Source organism: Janthinobacterium sp. ROICE36 (assembly GCF_002869965.1).
GTDB lineage: Bacteria > Pseudomonadota > Gammaproteobacteria > Burkholderiales > Burkholderiaceae_D > Janthinobacterium.
In genome coordinates this window covers 74103-91467 of the sequence record NZ_PEBS01000017.1, presented here as the reverse complement: position 1 = coordinate 91467, position 17365 = coordinate 74103, and the positions used below count along the sequence as shown (strand labels likewise).

Below are 17365 nucleotides of genomic sequence, written 5' to 3'. Positions count from 1 at the left end.
ATCTACAACCACAACATTCCCCAGCGCGCCTTGGATAACGCAACACCGATTCAGGCGATGAAGAAATGGCAGGAGAAAAAGCCGGAATTATTCGTTAAACGCGTATATAACCAGGCCGGTCTTGACACCTACCTGTCGCTGCTTGCGCAGCCAGGTATTAATGGTGGGTTGTCGTGCTGTGCGTGGTGGTCGAGTCCGAGCTTGCTGCACCGGCCACAACGGCAACTGCTGCGCCGATTGCGATCATGGTGCTGACGCTCAGGCCGGCAACGGTGGTGCCGGCAGCGGCGCCAGCAGCTGGTGCTGCAGCTGCTGGAGCAGGAGCTGGAGTCGTTTGAGCCATGGCTTGTGCGGAAGCGAAGCACAGGATTGCCGAAGCGATCAGAATTTTCTTCATGGGATATCCTTTTAGGTTGAACAGCGGGAATGCTAAACTGTCACGCGATTGTAGCAACATTTCTCCCGCTAGTCTGCGCCACACAGTTAAAGGCAATAACATTTATTTTATTTCAGCCGTATCCCAGGCTATTCACCGTGCTTGGCTACCCGTGATGTTGTTCTCTATTAACAAAAACGGCACTGTGCCGATGCCGTAGTCTATGTTTCGTGTCAAATATCGCGAGAATTCTTGATGAGTTCGAAAGCGATCCACAAGTTTGCCAAGTCCTTGCCATCCCGCGTAAAATGCAGGCTTCGCGGGTGTAGCTCAATGGTAGAGCAGAAGCTTCCCAAGCTTACGACGAGGGTTCGATTCCCTTCACCCGCTCCATTTTTCGCTGGCGCCTGGTTTTTATGTGGCGCGGCCACTTATTTCTCCATTCCCATGTCTTCTGATACCCCAGCAAACGGCCCGGCGCGGCCGATGATGTATGATCCGACCGAACACCGCATCCGCAGCTTCGTGACCCGCGCGGGACGGCTGTCTGTCGCGCAGGCGCGCGCGCTTGAGACTTTGGGGCCGCAGTTCCTGGTGCCTTTCGCCAAAGAACCGACGGACTTCGAGCAGGTGTTCGGCCGCAAGGCACCGGTCATCCTGGAAATCGGTTTTGGCATGGGGGCGACGACTGCGCATATCGCCAAGGCCATGCCAGAGAAGGATTTTATCGGTGTCGAAGTACATACGCCCGGTGTCGGCAGCCTGTTGAAGCTGATTGGCGAAGAGTCGCTGACGAATCTGCGTCTGCTGCAGCACGATGCGGTGGAAGTGCTGACGCACATGATTCCCGCCAATTCCCTGGCCGGCATCCACGTGTTTTTCCCCGATCCATGGCACAAGGCGCGCCATAACAAGCGCCGTTTGCTCCAGTCGTCGTTCGTCAAGCAATTGACCGATCGCCTGGCGCCAGGCGGCTATCTGCACTGCGCCACCGATTGGGAAGATTACGCGGTGCAAATGCTGGAGGTGCTGGGCGCCGAGCCGCAGTTGCGCAATAGCGCCGATGCTTATGCGCCACAGCCCGCGTATCGTCCGCTGACCAAGTTTGAAAACCGCGGCTTGAAGTTGGGCCATGGCGTGTGGGATCTGGTGTTCATCAAGAAATAAACTCTCTTTATCGATTTACCCGTCTGTGCCGTTTGCGCAAGATCAAGCCTGTTCGGCGACGCCGCAGGCTTTTTTCATGCGCGCGCTATAGTGCGCTGGCTAGGCAAGGTGAGGGAATTACGGTAGGCTTATCTTTTTTGCATTGATTGATATTATGTCCAAGAAAATACTCGTGACCGGCGCATCCGGTTTCATCGGCTCGCATACCTGTGTCGAATTGCTGGCGGCCGGCTTTGATGTCGTTGCGGTGGATAATCTGTGCAATAGCGCGCGCGAAGCGATGGCGCGTGTGGAGCGCATTTCCGGCAGAAGCGTACCGTTCTACGAGGCCGACGTGCGCGACCGCACGGCCATGGCCGCTGTGTTGCGCGAGCATGCCATCGATGCGGTGATCCATTTTGCGGGCTTGAAGGCTGTGGGCGAATCCGTGGCCCAGCCGTTGATGTATATGGATAACAATGTGACGGGCACCGTGGCGCTGCTGGAAGTGCTGGCGGCGGCGAATGTGAAGCGTTTTGTCTTCAGTTCGTCGGCTACCGTGTATGGCGATCCGGAAGCCTTGCCGATCCTGGAATCGTCGCGCCTGTCCGTGACCAATCCATATGGCCGCTCGAAGCTGATGGTCGAGCAGATCCTGGCCGATCTCGTGCATGCCGATGCTCAATGGCAAGTCGGCGTATTGCGCTATTTCAATCCGGTCGGCGCGCATGCCAGCGGCTTGATCGGCGAAGATCCGGCCGGCATCCCGAATAACCTGATGCCTTTCATCGCCCAGGTGGCCGTGGGCCGCCGCGAGCGCCTGGCCGTCTTTGGCAATGATTACGCTACGCCGGATGGCACGGGCGTGCGCGACTACATCCACGTGGTCGACCTGGCGCTGGGCCATGTGGCCGCGTTGAACCGCCTGTTTTCCACCGAGGGCGGCTTTACCGTCAACCTGGGTACGGGCCACGGCTACAGCGTGCTCGACACCGTGCGCGCCTTCGAAGCGGCCAGCGGCCGCGCCGTGCCGTACGACATCGTGCCGCGCCGCCCCGGCGACATCGCCAGCTGCTACGCCTCCGCCGACAAGGCGAAGGAACTGCTGGGCTGGCAAGCGCAGAAAAACATCGACGACATGTGCCGCGACCACTGGCGCTGGCAGCACCAGAACCCTCAAGGCTACGCGGCGTAAAAAAAAGGCCGCCAGATACAAAAAAATCCCGCTCACACAAAAGTGTGGCGGGATTTTTTTATGAGGCGCCAGCAAACCAATGGCACCTGAAAAATGTCTGGGGCCAGGCGAAGCAACAACGCCCCAGGCATTTTCTCAGGCAGCCATTATGGGTACAGACCGCGTACTTCGCGCGCTTGCAGCACGCGCGTGCACGCCAGGATGAAGGTGGCGGTACGCATCGACACTTTCTTCTCTTGCGACACTTGCCATACCGCGTCGAATGCTTCGCGCATGATGCGGGTCAGGCGGCTGTTGATTTCTTCTTCGGTCCAGAAGAAGCTCGAGAAGTTCTGTGCCCACTCGAAGTAGCTGACGGTCACGCCGCCGGCGTTGGCCAGCACGTCCGGCACGATCAGTACGCCACGGTCGGTCAGGATGTCGTCCGCTGCCGGCAGGGTCGGGCCATTGGCGCCTTCCAGGATGATCTTGGCGCGGATGACTTGTGCGCGTTCGGCCGTGATCTGCTGTTCCAGTGCAGCCGGGATCAGGATGTCGCAATCGATGCCCCAGAAATCTTCGCGCGGCACGAATGCCTCGGCGCCCGGGAAGCCTTCGACGCTGCCCACTTCGGCCACGTGTGCCAGCAATTGCGGGATGTTCAAGCCGCCGGCATGCACCACGGTGGTCTTGTGGTCTTGTACCGCGACGATTTTCGAGCCGGCTTCAGCGAACATGCGTGCAGCGACGCCGCCCACATTGCCGAAACCTTGCACGATGACTTTCGCGCCTTCGAGCGACATGCCGACCTTGGCGGCCGCATCGCAACCGACGACGAACACGCCGCGGCCCGTCGCATCGCGGCGACCCAGGCTGCCGCCCAGCGAGATAGGCTTACCCGTCACCACGCCGGTCGACATATTGCCGCCGATCATGGCGTAGCTGTCCATCATCCACGCCATGACTTGTTCATTCGTGTTGACGTCCGGTGCAGGGATATCCTTGTTTGGTCCGATGATCATGCTGATCTCGCTCGTGTAGCGGCGGGTCAGGCGCTGCAACTCGTTGCGCGACAGGGTCTTCGGGTCGACACGGATACCGCCCTTGGCGCCGCCGTATGGCACGTTGACGGCGGCATTCTTGACCGTCATCCAGGCCGACAGGGCCATCACTTCCGACAACGTCACGTCCTGGTGGAAGCGCACGCCGCCTTTGCCCGGGCCACGCGACAGATTGTGCTGCACGCGATAGCCTTCGTAGTGGGCAATGCTGCCGTCATCGCGCTCGATAGGCACGTCGACCGTCAGGATGCGCTTTGGACGCTTCAGCGTTTCCACCCAGCGCGACAGGTTGCCCAGGTATGGCGTAACGCGGTCGATCTGCTCGAGGTAGACGCCCCATGGGCCCAGGTCTTCAGGATTGAGGTAGGAAGGAAGTGCGTGCTTGCTGGTCATGCTTGAAAGCTCCTGACAATACGAATACATTAGAGGCACAGCCGAGATGCAGCTGCGCGCAGCGGAACCGCATCGTAGGCGATAGCCTCATGCCCCGGCCAATGCTTTGTGCGCATCCGGTTATGCATTTATTGCATAGTTATGAAAACTTGGTTTCAGTAAGATTGTTGCGGAGGCACTGGCAAGAAATGCTGAAGCTGTTTCTCTACCTGAGCGGAAATTAGCGCACTAATACGGGGGAGGGGGGGAAGACCTGGCCCAGGCAGCATCCAAACCAGTTACCACCGTGAAGCCGGGTTGAGTGTTGAGAACGAGGGTATTTCGACCGGTCTGGCGCGTCTGGCTGCCAATCAGAGCTAAGTAATCGTCAGGAAATTATTGTGAAGTTATGACGAACAGAACCGGACGCTATGCAAGGCGCCGACTGCTAGCAGTTGGCAACGCAGCAACGCGCCGGTTATGGAAGTCAGAAATCACAAGAATTTATTGGGGTTACTTAACACAAGCCACAAGCGCCGCTACCGGATCTGCCGCGAACTGAAACGGAACCTGCGGATCAGGCTGCGTCGCATGTATGTCGACGTTATTCAGCCTTGTCAGCCGCAGCGGAACGCCATGAATGCACGGTGCGAACGGGAGGATTATCTGACTATCCTACTCCGTCAGGATGATGCAAACTCAGCCACCCATGCCGCTACGGCAGCTTCTGGATAGCCGCGGTGGAAGTGTCTTCTCCATGGATAAGCTTTTTCGCCAGATCCGTCCTTGAGCTTGATGTCGGTGGTGTTGCATATGAATTTTGCTGGACTTCCTGCGACTACAGTATCTGGTTCCACTGTTCTGTTGACGGAACTATGAGCGCCGACCAATGCTCCGGATTTGACTGTTACTCCTGGCAAGATAATCGACATCGTGGCGATAGCAACATAGTCCTCAATCGTCACTCCCATCATCACGTTACTAGGTGGATGTGGATCATTGGTTAATACAACATAAGGGAAAATCCAGACGTAGTTTCCAATTTTTGAATGTTGTCCAATGTGGACGTTACTGTGGAATTTTACGTAATTTCCGATTTCACAATGTCCTTGAATATCGCTCAGCGTACCAATCTGGAATCCTTCTCCGGCTTCTGTTTTTTCACGAACGGTGACCCTGTGCCCAGTTGCCAGTTTGTCACCAAAAACAGAACCTTCATAAAAGACGCTATGCGAGCGAATTAGTGATGATTTGCCAATGATTAACGGGGCTCCAATGGCTAGTGGCGTAGGCACACCTATTTCGCAATGCGAGCCAATTTCAGTATTGTCCCCGATTTCTACGTTCTTATGAATGATCGAGTATGCGCCGATGGTGACATTATTGCCAATTTTTGCGTTTTCATTAACTAAAGCGGTTGGATGTATCATGTAACTTTCACTCTTCTAATTAATCCGGACTTCTATAATACGTTAAATATTTTTTTGGATGCAAAGTTTATCAGCCGCCAACTATCTTTCAAGTTGGTTCACAACTGCAGTACCGCTGGAGTTGGCGATTAACGTCAGCAATGGATATCGCTGGGCGTGGAACCGGTCAATCGGCTGGTTAGACTTGATCTTGCTGAACAGACGGTGCGCCGCAGACTTGTTCAAGTCAAGGGGAGGATGGTTCAGGATTTCTTGCGGCGCTTGCCGTTGCGTATTGCGCCTTTCTGATCTTGCTGCAGGTATTGCCAAAGCTGTTCGACCACCGGCTTGCCGGGCCGCTGGCTTGACGGGCGCTCGCGGTATAAACGGATTTCCAGCTCGATTTCCCAGCCTGGCGCGCCGCCGTCGGCGCGCGCCAGGTGCTTGTATTTGACGTCGCGCATGACGGCCGATTCGGGCAGGAAGGCGATGCCGCGCCCTTCCAGCGCCATCATTTTCAAGCCTTCGGCCATGTCCGTTTCGTAGCAGGTTTCGAGGAACAGGGGCGCCTTGGCGTCCGCCACCAGCAATTCCACCATGCGTCCCAGGTAGGCGTTGCTGGTGTAGGAGAGGAAGGGCAGCGGCTCTTTGGCGCTACCCGGCAGGACGAAATCCGGCACCTTGTCCTGGCCGCAGCGCGCATACGCGCGCAAGGTTTCGCGGCCCATCACCAGCATGTCGTAGCGGCCCGGGTCCAGCTGCACCGGCTGGCGCGGATGGTGATAGCACAGCAGCAGATCGCAGCCGCCATCGACCAGCTGCAGCACGGCGTCATGCACGTTCAGGGCCATCAAACGGCTGTTGATCGGCGCAAAACCGTCTTCCAGCGCTGTCAACCACTTCGGCATGAAGGTCAGCGAGAGGGTGTGCGGCACGGCGAAGTCGACGCTCGTTTGCGTGGCCGCGCGCTTGCCGCGCAACAGGGCGCGCACGCCGTTGATCTGCCCCAGCATTTCCAGCGCCTGCTCATAAAATACGGCGCCGGCCGGTGTCAGCCGCGTCGGGTAGGAGGTGCGGTCGACGAGGTCGATGCCGAGCCAGTTTTCCAGCGACTGGATGCGCCGCGAAAAGGCCGGCTGGGTCACGTGGCGCAGGGCCGCGGAGCGGCTGAAGTTATGCGTTTCAGCGAGCGAGATGAAGTCTTCCAGCCATTTGGTTTCCATCGCGGCAGCGTTCTCTTATCAAGGGCAGGGGCAAGGTGAAGTGGTCAGGGCGTATCGGGTGATGCCGCCGGCTGGTACAAGGCGGCGGGCAGGCCGAAGAAGGACGGCGGCCCCAGGGTCGTGCCGTCGAGCGAGCCGCCCGCGTTCAGGTCCTTGTTGATGGCCTTCAGCAAAGAGCTGCGGTCGGCCAGGTTTTGCATCAGCGCGCGTGGGCCGTTGTGGAAGGTGTGCTGGGCGATGTCCAGGGCGACGACAAAGATCGGTTCGCGGCGCAGGGGGAATTCCACCCACTCGCCGTCCTCGTTTTGGGCGCAGAAGGTGTCGGGCAAGGTCATGTTTTCGGCGCCAGGAAGGTGCGACGCCAGCACCAGGGCGAAGGCTTCCGGCACCACGTCGACCAGGCGGCGCATGGTGAGGTCATCCTGCACCAGGGCACGTACTTGCGCCTCCACCGCGTCGTCGGCATCGGGCTGGGCGCCAAGGATTTCCACGGCCTGATAGATCAGGTCGGACGACAGGACTTCCATCACATCATCTCCAGGATCATGGCGACGATTTCGTCGCCGTACGAGGCCAGTTTTTTCTCGCCCACGCCGCTCACGCCGCGCATCTGCTCCAGCGAGGTGGGCTTGGCCTTGGCGATTTCGCGCAATGTAGCGTCGACAAAAATCACGTAAGCGGGCACGTTGTGCGTGCGCGCCGTCTCCACGCGCCACCAGCGCAGCTTGTCGAAGATGGCCTGCTCGCTGGTGGACAGGTCCGTCTCGACATAGCCTTTCGCCACGCTGGTGCCGCGCTTGCTGGTTTTCACCGGTTTCTGGTACTGGCGCAGCTGCACCTTCTGGCCACCCTTGAGCACGGGGCGCGAGGCGTCCGTCAGTTTCAGCGAGCTGTATTGTTCATGGTCGACCGAGACGAGGCCCAGCGCGATGGCCTGGCGCAGTATCGCTTTCCACTCCGCTTCGCCCAGGTCCGAGCCGATGCCGAAGACGGAGAGTGTATCGTGGTGCCAGGTCTTGATGCGTTCCGATTCGACGCCGCGCAGCACGTCGATCACGTGGCCGCCGGCGAAGCGCTGATCGACGCGGTAGATGGCCGACAGCAGCTTTTGCACGGGGACCGTGCCGTCGAAAGACACGGGCGGCACCAGGCAGGTGTCGCAATTGCCGCATGGTGACGCCGGTTCGCCGAAGTATTCGAGCAATCGCATGCGGCGGCAGCTGAGTGTTTCGCACAGGCCCAGCATGGCGTCGAGCTTCACTCCCAGCACGCGCTTGAAGGTGTCGTCCGCTTCCGATTCGTCGATCATGCGCCGCTGCAGCACCACGTCCTGCAAGCCGTACGCCATCCAGGCGTTGGCGGCCATGCCGTCGCGGCCCGCGCGGCCCGTTTCCTGGTAATAGCCCTCGATGCTTTTCGGCAGATCCAGATGCGCAACGAAGCGCACGTCGGGCTTGTCGATGCCCATGCCGAAGGCGATGGTGGCGACCATGACGATATTTTCTTCGCGCAGGAAGCGCGCCTGGTTGGCGCTGCGCTTGGCGTACTCCATGCCGGCGTGATAAGGCAGGGCGCGGATGCCGCTCTGGTTCAGGAATTCCGCCGTCTCTTCGACCTTCTTGCGCGACAGGCAGTAGACGATGCCGCAGTCGCCCGTGTGTTCCGTGTTGATGAAGTCGAGCAGCTGTTTGCGGCCATTCGCCTTTTCCACGATCTGGTAGCGGATGTTCGGACGGTCGAAGGACGAGACGAACTGGCGCGCGTCATCGAGCTGCAAACGCATGGCGATTTCGGCGCGCGTCTGCGGGTCGGCGGTGGCCGTAAGCGCAATGCGCGGCACGTCCGGGAACTGCTCGTGCAGCACCGACAGCTTGATGTATTCGGGGCGGAAGTCGTGGCCCCACTGGGCCACGCAGTGCGCCTCGTCGATGGCAAACAGGGAGATTTTTGACGCCTGGAACAGGTCCAGGCAGCGCTGCGTCATCAGGCGTTCGGGCGCCACGTAGACGACGTCGATGCCGCCCGTGCGCACCAGGCGCTCGATGCGGCTGGCCTCTTCGTAGGTTTGCGTGGAATTGAGGAAGGCGGCGCGCACGCCGACTTCCTCCAGCGCGTCGACCTGGTCCTGCATCAGCGCGATCAGCGGCGAGACGACGACGCCCACGCCATCGCGCAGCAGCGCGGGAATCTGATAGCACAGCGACTTGCCGCCGCCCGTGGGCATCAGTACCAGCGCGTCGCCGCCATGGCTGACGTGGTCGACGATGTCGGCTTGCTGGCCGCGGAAGGCCGGGTAGCCGAAAACGGTTTGCAGCAGGTGGAGCGCGCGCTGGTTAAGATCTTGATTCATAGTGCCTTATTCTGCCCAAACAACCCAGCCGAAGTGGGCGCTGGCCAGGACCAGCAAGCCAAACACGATGCGGTACCAGGCAAAAAACGTGAAGTCGTGCGAGCTGATGTAACGCAGCAGCCAGCGCACGCACAGGAAGGCGGAGATGAAGGCGGCTACGGTGCCCAGGCCGAACAGGGGCACGTCGGTGGCCGACAGGATGTCGCGCGCTTTGTACAGAGAATAGGCGGTGGCCGCCAGCAGGGTGGGGATGGCCAGGAAGAACGAGAATTCGGTGGCCGTCTTGCGCGACAGGCCCAGCAGCATGCCGCCGATGATGGTCGAGCCGGAACGGCTGGTGCCGGGAATCAGCGCAAACGCCTGCGCGCAGCCCACTTTCAAGGCGTCGAGCGGCGTCATTTCATCGACCGAGTTGACGCGCACGGTGACAGGATAGGCGCGCGCGCGGCGCTCCACCAGCAAAATGATGATGCCGCCGATGATGAAGGCCACGGCCACGGGCACGGGCTTGAACAGCGCATGCTTGATCATCTTGCCGATGGCCAGTCCGATAACGGCCAACGGGATGAAGGCGATGGCCACGTTCAGCACGAACTTGCGCGACTTGACCTCGGTGCTGAAGGTGGACAGCACGCTGCCGATGCGCTGGCGGTATTCCCAGCACACGGCCAGGATGGCGCCAGCCTGGATGGCGATCTCGAAGACATCCATGACTTCTTTCGAGACATCCTTGGTAAAGTCGAGCAGGCTGCCGGCCAGGATCAGATGTCCCGTGGACGAAATCGGCAAAAACTCGGTAAAACCTTCGACCAGCCCCATGATGATGGCTTTTAACGCAAGAATGAGATCCATAGATGTATAAAAGGGTATAAGTACGGGTGTAATTGACAGGATGGGGAGAGCACGTGGCGCCAGCAATGTGCGCGGGGTCGAAGCTTACCACGCCGGAGGTCAGTGGAGCCGATTTGGGCGCTGGCGGGCGGCGCTTTTTTAGCGCTGTCTGCCAGGCAGGAGGGGGATCAGGAGAGCTGTTTTTCCGGTGCCACCAGGCGTGCGCTGGCCGCCACCAGCAGCAGGGCGGCGCCCAGCATGGCGAAGGCGATATTCAGGTTGGTGGCGTGCGCGATGAAACCGATGACGGCCGGACCGGCCAGGATGCCTGCATAGCCGATGGTGGTGATGGCCGCCACCGCCAGGCTGGCCGGCATGGCGCGCTGGTTGCCGGCGGCCGTGAACAGGATGGGCACGATATTCGCTGCGCCCAGGCCGATCAGCACGAAGCCTGCCATGGCCAGGCTGGCGTGCGGCGCCAGCACGGCCAGGAAGAAGCCGGCTGCGGCAAACAGGCCGCCAAAAGTAAGTACCCGCTTGCCACCAAAACGGCTGACCACCTTGTCGCCCGTGAAGCGGCCCAGCGTCATGGCGATGGCGAAGGCGGCGTAGCCGAGGCCGCCCTTGGCTTCTTCCACGCCGCGCGTGGTGGTGAGGAACAGGGCGCTCCAGTCGAGAATCGCGCCTTCGGCCAGGAAGACGATAAAGCACAGCAGGCCGATGAGGATCACGGCGCCATGCGGCATGACGAACAGCGGCGTCTTTTCTCCGGAGGCGGACGCTGTCGGCAGCAGATGGCCTTGCGCCGCGCCCAGCACGCCGCACAGCAGCAGCATCACCACCACACAGGACCAGGCCGGTGTCAGGCCCAGCCACAGCAGCAGGGCCATGCAGGCGGCGCCCGCAAAGCCGCCCACGCTGAACAGTGCATGAAAACCCGACATCATGGCGCCGCCGTTGGCCTTTTCGATGATCACGGCCTGGATATTGATGGCCACGTCGAAGGTGCCCATGGCCGCACCGAACACCAGCAGCACCAGTCCCAATTGCAGCGGCGTGGCGGCCAGCGCCAGGCCGGGCAGGATGGCGGTCAGGAGCAGGCCGGCGCCGACGATGACCTTGCGGCAGCCGAAGCGGGCCGCGAGCATGCCCGTAAACGGCATCGCGCACAGCGAACCGGCGCCCAGGCACAGCAGCAAAATGCCGAGCGTGGCTTCATCGAGGCCCAGGCGCGACTTGGCGTAGGGAACCAGCGGCGCCCAGGCCGCCATGCCGAGGCCGGCAGCGAAGAAGACCAGGCGCGTGGCGCGTTGTTGCAGGGTACCGGTGAGATGCATGGGGGAGCTTTTCAACAATCGGGGTGGATAATTCAGGCGCGGGCGCGCAACACTTGCACGCCCAGTCGTTCAAAGGCGGCAATGTGGGCCGCATCGGCATCGGCTTCGAGCACCAGGTGCTGCAGCAAGCCCGTTGCCAGTACGCCGAAGGGGGCAGCCGTGCCCAGCTTGTCGCTGGTGACGGCGACGACGACGGCTTTGCTGGCGCCGGCGATGCTGCGCTTGAATTCGGCTTCGTCATAATTAAAGGCCGTCACGCCTGCGTTGGCATCGGCGCCGCAGGCGCCCAGGAAGCACAGGTCGGGATGCATGCGTTCGACGGTGCGCAGCGCCTGCGGGCCCAGGCTGGCGCCGGCGCGGCGGTCGACCCTGCCGCCTGCCATGATCAGCTCGATTTCCGGGCGTTCCATGAGCGCCATGGCAATCGAGGGCGCGTTGGTGATGACAGTGAGCGTCAGCTCCGGCAAGGCGCTGGCGATGGCCAGGTTGGTCGACCCCGCATCGAGAAACAGCACCTGGCCCGCGCGCACGAGGGAAACGGCGGCCTGCGCCAGGCGCGCCTTGCGTTCCGGCGCTTCCTGCTTGCGTTGCGTCAAGCTGCCGCCGTCAGGCGCCAGCGGCAGGGCGCCGCCATACACGCGCTGGCACAGGCCGGCCGCCGCCATCTCGCGCAGGTCGCGCCGTATCGTATCGTCGGACACGTCGAGCTGGCGCGCCAGGTCCAGTGCCAGCACGCGGCCGTCGGCGTGCAATTGTTGCTGGATCAGCGCGTGGCGCTGTTTAAGGAGCAGGGTGGCGGACATGTGCGCTTATAAACGTGCAAGAATGTGCATGAATATACGCAAACGTGCAAATTGAGTCAAGGTGACTTTTGTGCGCTTGCTGGTATTGCCGTAGGTATATGAAGTGCGTACAGTTAGAAAAAATGGAACAAACAAAGGAAACCATGCTCTCCTGTAAATTGTTAATGGCAACCTTGCTGGGCCGCGTCCTGCGCCGCAGTGGTTGGGGTGTCCTGGGCATGTTGATTGTTTTCAATGCGCTGCATTGGAAGCGCCACGGCACATTGGACTGGAGCGATGCGCGCTCTTCCCTGCTCGCGCTGCTGGCCTATTTGGTGGTTTTCCTGCTGATGGAGTACAAGCGTCTGCGTGACGAAGGGCGGGCCTCGGTGCGGACAAACGCCGCAGACTAAAGCATTGCTGGCGTTCAGGGCGCCGTCAGCCGTTCCAGCTCTGCCAGCCAGCGGATCGCATGTTCGCGGCTGCCGCCGCACATGTCCTCGGAAGGTTGCAAGCCGCCGCAAAAGGCGGGCCGCTCGGGTTGGCCAAAGATCTTGCAGCGGTTGTCGTCGGCCAGTTGAATGCAGCGCACGCCCGCAGGTTTTCCATTGGGCATGCCGGGAATCGGGCTGGTGATGGACGGTGCGGTGCAGCAGGCGCCGCACGAGGGGCGGCATGCCAGGGGGGCAGATGGTGACATGGAATTTCAGGCGAACGGGGGAGGAGCCGACAGTATAGCAAGCCGGCTCCCGTGTCTCGCCAGGGCGCGTTTAGCGCACGATGCTGACGCGCTTGCCCGACAGGGTGCGGCGGGCCGGATCGCCATGCACGGTGATGCGGCCGGAACCGCTGGCGCGGGCGTTGACTTCATTCTGGACAGTAACATCGATGTCGCCGGAACCATTGCTCGCCAGGTAGGCAACGTCGCTGTGCAGGGCGGCCAGGTTGATATCGCCCGAGCCATTCACGTTGGCATCGAGGCGCTGCACGGTGCCGCTGGCGCTGATGCTGCCCGAGCCGTTGACGGCCACGTTGGTGCGTTCGCCGCGCACGCTGCCCAGCTGGATGTTACCTGAACCGTTCTGCACCGCGTCCGTGTTGCCGCTGGCGAGGGCCGCCGCGTTGATGCTGCCCGAGCCATTGTTGGCCACGTCGAAACGTCCCACCGTGCCCGACAGTTCGCTCTTCATCGAACCGCGCTGCTCCAGGCTGAAATCTTCGCCATTGAAACCACTGGCCACCAGGCGGCCAGAGCCGGAGATATTGATCTTCTTCAATTGCGGTGTCGTGTAGATGACGTGGATGCCATTGCTGCTGCGAATGTTCGCATCGCTCCAGATGCGCAGGGTGTTGCCGCTCACTTCGCTATGGATGCGTGCTTGCAGATTGCTGTCCGCTTCGATCACCAGCGAGCTTGCCGGGCCGACGCGCACGTCGATCTTCATGCCGATGCGCTTCATGCTGTCGATGTCGAGCGTGTTGATGGTGCTGACCTGGCGCACGTCGCGGCTCACTTGCTCGTTGCCCTGGATGCCATTGCCACCCGCGTCGGCATAGCGTACTTCGCCATCGTTGGGGTTGATGACGATGGAGCAACCGCCAAGGGCAACGGCACAGCACAGGGCCAGCAAGGTACGCATGGTGTTTCCTTTATGATTGTTGTAGTTCAGGACAAGAAAAAAGCCGGCTGCCGCGCCGCGGCTGCCGTGCTGTCGATGGCAAGATAGCAAAGTGCCTATCTTTGCTGAACGCAAATGCGATGAACTGCGCGAAATGGCGACTGAACTGCATTTTGGCCTGCCCGAAACTGCAGGCCGCATGGGGCCGTGCAGGCACGGAGGGTACAATGTCTGTGCTTTGTTGCAAGGTGCGACGTCCTTTGTTGCGCCGGCGGCCCGCGCTTGACCTTGGCGGTGGACAGGTCTACTATTAATGACTCAAAAGTAAGTTACTTGGAAAGACACATGCAAGCCCCGATTGATACCAAGCCCCGCTGGGAGCGGCGCAAGGATGCCCGACCGCAGGAATTGCTCTCCGCCGCCCTCGACCTGTTTGTCGAACGGGGGTTCGCATCGACGCGCCTGGAGGATGTGGCCAAGCGGGCCGGCGTGTCGAAAGGCACCCTGTACCTGTACTTTGAGAATAAACAAGAGCTGTTCAAGGCCGTGGTGCGCGACAATATCGTGCAGTCGATTGGCGAGGCGGAGGACAGCATGGCCGCCTCGGACAGCAGCAGCGCCGAGTTGTTGCGCAAGGTGATGATGCAGTGGTGGGAAGAGTTCGGCGCCACCAAACTGGCTGGCCTGACCAAGCTGATGCTGGCCGAAGCGAACAATTTCCCGGAACTGGCGCAGTTTTACAACGAAGAAGTCGTCACGCGCGGCAATGGGCTGATCGTCAGCCTGCTGGAACGGGGCATGCAGCGCGGCGAATTCCGCCAGGTTGATCCCGTGCTGGTCAGCACCATCCTCAGCGCGCCCGTCACCATGCTCATGATGTGGACGCATTCCTTCCTGCCCTGCGAGGTCAAGAATATCGATCCGCTCGCCTACATGGATGCGTTTATCGACATGAGCTTGCGCAGCCTGCAGGCGGAGGCGCCCGAAAAAAGCTGATGCGCCGGGCCTGGCTGCTACCGTTCAGTTACCCCTATCCAAGGTTCACCCCCCCAAATCTGCAGATCGTCGCAAATTTCCTCTATTCCCCGCCTTTATGGTTAACATGTGCTTTCAGCCAGTTCAACGATAAAATGGCGGATTATTACTTCACTTACCGAGTCCAAAGATGAATATCGAACAAGCCCGCTTCAATATGATCGAACAGCAGATCCGTCCATGGGACGTACTGGATCTCGACGTACTGGAGCTGTTGAACGTGGTCAAGCGTGAAGATTTCGTGCCGGCCGCCTATAAAAACCTGGCCTTCGTCGATACGGAAATTCCACTGGGCGGCGGCGAATGCATGCTCACGCCGAAGCTGGAAGCGCGCATTTTGCAAGACGTAGCCGTTAAAAAGCACGAAAATGTGCTGGAGATCGGCACCGGTAGCGGCTACATGGCTGCTTTGCTGGCGCACAAGGCACGTCATGTGACGAGCGTGGAAATCGTTCCCCAATTGAAAACCCTGGCCGAGCAGAATCTGGCCGCCAACGGCGTGACGAATGTGACCGTGGAACTGGGCGACGGTGCCCAAGGCTGGAGCAAGGGCGCGCCGTACGACGTGATCGTCGTCTCCGGCTCCCTGGCCGTGCTGCCGGAAGCATTGTTGCAACAACTGAAAGTCGGCGGCCGCATCCTGGCCATCATCGGCGAAGCGCCTATCATGTCGGCGCATCTGATCACGCGCAGCTCGGACAAGGCTTACGACACGCGCAAGCTGTTTGAAACCAATGTCACGCCGCTGCAAGCCGTGGCACCATCGCATTTCCAGTTCTGAGGCGACCGATTCGATGGAGCATTTGAGTGCACCGCAGCTGGCCGCCTGGCTGGCTGACCCTTCCCGCCCGCGCCCGTTTTTGCTGGACGTGCGGGAACAGTGGGAGTTCGACCTGTGCCACCTCGACGGTGCCACCCTGATGCAGATGAACTCGATTCCGGCCCGCATCGATGACCTCGATGAAGACGCCGAGATCGTCTGCATTTGCCATCACGGCGCGCGCAGCATGCAAGTGGCGGCCTTCCTGGAACGCAATGGTTTTGGCAAGATCAGTAATTTGACGGGCGGCGTGCATGCCTGGGCGCTGCAAGTCGACAGCGCAATGCCTAAATACTAAGTTATGTTGCAGTAGATGCACCCAGGCATGTTTTCCTGCATGCCTGCGGAGGCCTGTACCCCGCTCACCCGGCGGGCGCAAGGCAAGCGGTAGCAGATTTTTGATTCCATCAACTTTTGACGACTCCAACGGAGAAATGCAATGCGGAAACCCCTTATCGCCGTGCTGATGACCAGCGCCTTTGTCTCGATGACATGCTCGCTGCAAGTGCAGGCGGCCGATCTCATCCAGGTGTACCAGCAGGCGCTGGCCAATGACGCGCAGTACGCCAGCGCGCGCGCGGCCCTGTCGGCCGGGATGGAGCGGGTTCCGCAGGGGCTGGCAGGCTTGCTGCCGCAGATCTCTGCGTCGGGCAGCAATACGCGCGGCAATACCGAGCAGATCGTCCAGAACAATGGCGGCAACAAGATCACCTCGCCATCGGTTAACGTCCGTACGAACAGCTACAACCTGACCCTGGCGCAACCGCTGTTCCGCTGGGACCGTTGGGAAACCTATCAGCAAAGCAAACTGGCGCAAGCGATCGCCGAAGCGCAATTTGCGCAAGTCCAGCAAGACTTGATCACGCGCGTGGCGCAGGCGTATTTCGACGTGCTGAGCGCGCAGGACAACCTGGGCGCCACGCAGGCGCAAAAAGTCGCCACGACGGAGCAGTTGGCATCGGCCAAGCGCAATTTCGAAGTCGGCACGCAAACGATTACCGACACGCACGAAGCGCAAGCGGCCTACGACCTGGTGGTGGCGCAGGAATTTGCCGCCATCAATGACCTGGCCAACAAACGCAGCGCCCTGCAAACCATCATCGGCGAGGCGCCAATTAACCTGGCGCCCATGCGCACGGGCGTGGTCATCAGCGCGCCCGAACCGGCTGCCATCGAGCCGTGGGTGAGCTCGGCGGAAGAGCAGAACTACGGCGTCGTCACGGCCCAGTTCAACGTGGAATCGGCCAAGCGCGACATCGGCCGCAACCGCGCCGGCCACTACCCGACCCTGGACCTGATCGCCAACACGGGCCATAGCTACACCTCCGGTGGCGGCAATGGCAACGGCAATAACAACAATGCCATCGGCGTGCAGTGGAGCATCCCGATCTTCAGCGGTTTTGCCGTCACCAGCAAGGTGCGTGAATCGATCGCGCTGGAAAACAAGGCCCGCAACGACCTGGAAACGGCACGCCGTACGGCCTCGCAGGGCGCGCGCCAGGCTTTCCTGGGCGTCAACAGCGGCCTGGCGCAAGTCAAGGCGCTGGAAGCGGCTGAGGTGTCGAGCAAATCGGCGCTGGAATCGAACCAGCTCGGTTATCAAGTGGGCGTGCGCATCAATATCGACGTCTTGAATGCACAGAAACAATTGTTCTCGACGCAAAAAGACCTGTCGAAGGCGCGTTACGACACCATCATGAACGGCTTGCGCCTGAAGTCGGCGGCCGGTACCTTGAAGGAAACGGATTTGATGCCCGTCAACGCCTTGTTGGACAAGTAATCCAGCGTTAGTGCGGGATCAAAACCAGCACCGGCAACGGCGCTGGTTTT

At 60.4% G+C, this 17365-nt stretch carries 17 protein-coding genes, 1 tRNA gene and 1 pseudogene; 9 read left to right on the top strand and 10 right to left on the bottom strand.

Features of this window, described 5'->3' with window-relative positions; all coding sequences use genetic code 11:
* From CSZ94_RS29420 to galE, 4 genes and pseudogenes are all read left to right on the top strand, one after another.
* Positions 1-126 (top strand): annotated as a pseudogene (locus tag CSZ94_RS29420) (IS481 family transposase); the annotation flags it as partial.
* 569 nt (positions 127-695) lie between these two features.
* Positions 696-769: transfer RNA gene (locus CSZ94_RS09750), tRNA-Gly, on the top strand.
* Between the two features lie 93 nt (positions 770-862).
* A complete protein-coding gene (gene trmB, locus CSZ94_RS09745; RefSeq protein ID WP_180977420.1) occupies positions 863-1543 on the top strand; it encodes a tRNA (guanosine(46)-N7)-methyltransferase TrmB in 681 nt (226 codons plus the stop codon).
* A 154-nt stretch (positions 1544-1697) separates the two neighbouring features.
* A complete protein-coding gene (gene galE / locus CSZ94_RS09740; protein ID WP_102121307.1) occupies positions 1698-2717 on the top strand; it encodes a UDP-glucose 4-epimerase GalE in 1020 nt (339 codons plus the stop codon).
* 146 nt (positions 2718-2863) lie between these two features.
* On the opposite strand, the gene CSZ94_RS09735 is transcribed toward galE, so the two are convergent.
* From CSZ94_RS09735 to CSZ94_RS09700, 8 genes are all read right to left on the bottom strand, one after another.
* Positions 2864-4150, bottom strand: a complete 1287-nt coding sequence (locus CSZ94_RS09735) for a Glu/Leu/Phe/Val family dehydrogenase (protein WP_071075270.1) — start codon at positions 4148-4150, stop codon at positions 2864-2866.
* Between the two features lie 662 nt (positions 4151-4812).
* On the bottom strand, positions 4813-5559 hold the full coding sequence (locus CSZ94_RS09730) for an acyltransferase (RefSeq protein WP_102121306.1): 747 nt from the start codon (positions 5557-5559) through the stop codon (positions 4813-4815).
* Between the two features lie 242 nt (positions 5560-5801).
* Positions 5802-6761, bottom strand: coding sequence for a LysR family transcriptional regulator (locus CSZ94_RS09725; RefSeq protein WP_102121305.1), 960 nt, complete (start codon positions 6759-6761; stop codon positions 5802-5804).
* 44 nt (positions 6762-6805) lie between these two features.
* Entirely contained in the window at positions 6806-7291 is a 486-nt protein-coding gene (locus tag CSZ94_RS09720; RefSeq protein WP_146009781.1) for a hypothetical protein, read from the bottom strand.
* Positions 7288-9111 (bottom strand): DNA helicase RecQ, encoded by a 1824-nt coding sequence (gene recQ, locus CSZ94_RS09715; RefSeq protein WP_102121303.1) that lies wholly within the window; start codon positions 9109-9111, stop codon positions 7288-7290. Before recQ ends, CSZ94_RS09720 begins: the two co-directional genes overlap by 4 nt.
* 6 nt (positions 9112-9117) lie before the next feature.
* Positions 9118-9963, bottom strand: a complete 846-nt coding sequence (locus CSZ94_RS09710; protein ID WP_102121302.1) for an undecaprenyl-diphosphate phosphatase — start codon at positions 9961-9963, stop codon at positions 9118-9120.
* Positions 9964-10130: 167 nt separating this feature from the next.
* Positions 10131-11279 carry an MFS transporter gene (locus CSZ94_RS09705; RefSeq protein WP_102121301.1) on the bottom strand — a complete coding sequence of 383 codons (1149 nt, stop codon included), beginning with the start codon at positions 11277-11279 and terminating at the stop codon, positions 10131-10133.
* A 32-nt stretch (positions 11280-11311) separates the two neighbouring features.
* Positions 11312-12082 (bottom strand): DeoR/GlpR family DNA-binding transcription regulator, encoded by a 771-nt coding sequence (locus CSZ94_RS09700; RefSeq protein ID WP_102121300.1) that lies wholly within the window; start codon positions 12080-12082, stop codon positions 11312-11314.
* A gap of 122 nt (positions 12083-12204) precedes the next feature.
* Between CSZ94_RS09700 and CSZ94_RS09695 the strand changes: the two genes are divergently transcribed.
* Positions 12205-12474 (top strand): hypothetical protein, encoded by a 270-nt coding sequence (locus CSZ94_RS09695; RefSeq protein WP_146009780.1) that lies wholly within the window; start codon positions 12205-12207, stop codon positions 12472-12474.
* A 14-nt stretch (positions 12475-12488) separates the two neighbouring features.
* Here the strand turns inward: CSZ94_RS09695 and CSZ94_RS09690 are convergent, their stop codons facing one another.
* On the bottom strand, positions 12489-12761 hold the full coding sequence (locus CSZ94_RS09690; RefSeq protein WP_102121298.1) for a YkgJ family cysteine cluster protein: 273 nt from the start codon (positions 12759-12761) through the stop codon (positions 12489-12491).
* A 70-nt stretch (positions 12762-12831) separates the two neighbouring features.
* On the bottom strand, positions 12832-13701 hold the full coding sequence (locus CSZ94_RS09685; RefSeq protein ID WP_180977419.1) for a head GIN domain-containing protein: 870 nt from the start codon (positions 13699-13701) through the stop codon (positions 12832-12834).
* A 324-nt stretch (positions 13702-14025) separates the two neighbouring features.
* Between CSZ94_RS09685 and CSZ94_RS09680 the strand changes: the two genes are divergently transcribed.
* The 4 genes from CSZ94_RS09680 to CSZ94_RS09665 all read left to right on the top strand — a co-directional run bounded on the left by CSZ94_RS09680 (position 14026) and on the right by CSZ94_RS09665 (position 17315).
* The gene (locus tag CSZ94_RS09680; RefSeq protein WP_102121296.1) at positions 14026-14676 is read left to right on the top strand and encodes a TetR/AcrR family transcriptional regulator; all 651 of its coding nucleotides are present in this window, start codon (positions 14026-14028) and stop codon (positions 14674-14676) included.
* 169 nt (positions 14677-14845) lie between these two features.
* Positions 14846-15496: a protein-L-isoaspartate O-methyltransferase family protein gene (locus tag CSZ94_RS09675; protein WP_102121295.1), complete on the top strand. Its 651-nt coding sequence runs from the start codon at positions 14846-14848 to the stop codon at positions 15494-15496.
* A 13-nt stretch (positions 15497-15509) separates the two neighbouring features.
* Positions 15510-15833, top strand: coding sequence for a rhodanese-like domain-containing protein (locus CSZ94_RS09670; RefSeq protein WP_102121294.1), 324 nt, complete (start codon positions 15510-15512; stop codon positions 15831-15833).
* Between the two features lie 141 nt (positions 15834-15974).
* Positions 15975-17315 carry a TolC family outer membrane protein gene (locus tag CSZ94_RS09665; RefSeq protein ID WP_102121293.1) on the top strand — a complete coding sequence of 447 codons (1341 nt, stop codon included), beginning with the start codon at positions 15975-15977 and terminating at the stop codon, positions 17313-17315.
* The last annotated feature ends 50 nt before the right edge of the window (positions 17316-17365 follow it).

Excerpts from the sequence above, each read along its gene's own strand:
- CSZ94_RS09730 (WP_102121306.1), bottom strand. The coding sequence starts at position 5,559 with ATGATACATCCAACCGCTTTAGTTAATGAAAACGCAAAAATTGGCAAT.
- CSZ94_RS09675 (WP_102121295.1), top strand. The coding sequence starts at position 14,846 with ATGAATATCGAACAAGCCCGCTTCAATATGATCGAACAGCAGATCCGT.
- CSZ94_RS09695 (WP_146009780.1), top strand. The coding sequence starts at position 12,205 with ATGGAACAAACAAAGGAAACCATGCTCTCCTGTAAATTGTTAATGGCA.
- galE (WP_102121307.1), top strand. The coding sequence starts at position 1,698 with ATGTCCAAGAAAATACTCGTGACCGGCGCATCCGGTTTCATCGGCTCG.
- CSZ94_RS09665 (WP_102121293.1), top strand. The coding sequence starts at position 15,975 with ATGCGGAAACCCCTTATCGCCGTGCTGATGACCAGCGCCTTTGTCTCG.
- CSZ94_RS09705 (WP_102121301.1), bottom strand. The coding sequence starts at position 11,279 with ATGCATCTCACCGGTACCCTGCAACAACGCGCCACGCGCCTGGTCTTC.
- CSZ94_RS09685 (WP_180977419.1), bottom strand. The coding sequence starts at position 13,701 with ATGCGTACCTTGCTGGCCCTGTGCTGTGCCGTTGCCCTTGGCGGTTGC.
- trmB (WP_180977420.1), top strand. The coding sequence starts at position 863 with ATGATGTATGATCCGACCGAACACCGCATCCGCAGCTTCGTGACCCGC.
- CSZ94_RS09710 (WP_102121302.1), bottom strand. The coding sequence starts at position 9,963 with ATGGATCTCATTCTTGCGTTAAAAGCCATCATCATGGGGCTGGTCGAA.
- CSZ94_RS09700 (WP_102121300.1), bottom strand. The coding sequence starts at position 12,082 with ATGTCCGCCACCCTGCTCCTTAAACAGCGCCACGCGCTGATCCAGCAA.
- CSZ94_RS09735 (WP_071075270.1), bottom strand. The coding sequence starts at position 4,150 with ATGACCAGCAAGCACGCACTTCCTTCCTACCTCAATCCTGAAGACCTG.
- recQ (WP_102121303.1), bottom strand. The coding sequence starts at position 9,111 with ATGAATCAAGATCTTAACCAGCGCGCGCTCCACCTGCTGCAAACCGTT.
- CSZ94_RS09680 (WP_102121296.1), top strand. The coding sequence starts at position 14,026 with ATGCAAGCCCCGATTGATACCAAGCCCCGCTGGGAGCGGCGCAAGGAT.
- CSZ94_RS09725 (WP_102121305.1), bottom strand. The coding sequence starts at position 6,761 with ATGGAAACCAAATGGCTGGAAGACTTCATCTCGCTCGCTGAAACGCAT.
- CSZ94_RS09690 (WP_102121298.1), bottom strand. The coding sequence starts at position 12,761 with ATGTCACCATCTGCCCCCCTGGCATGCCGCCCCTCGTGCGGCGCCTGC.
- CSZ94_RS09670 (WP_102121294.1), top strand. The coding sequence starts at position 15,510 with ATGGAGCATTTGAGTGCACCGCAGCTGGCCGCCTGGCTGGCTGACCCT.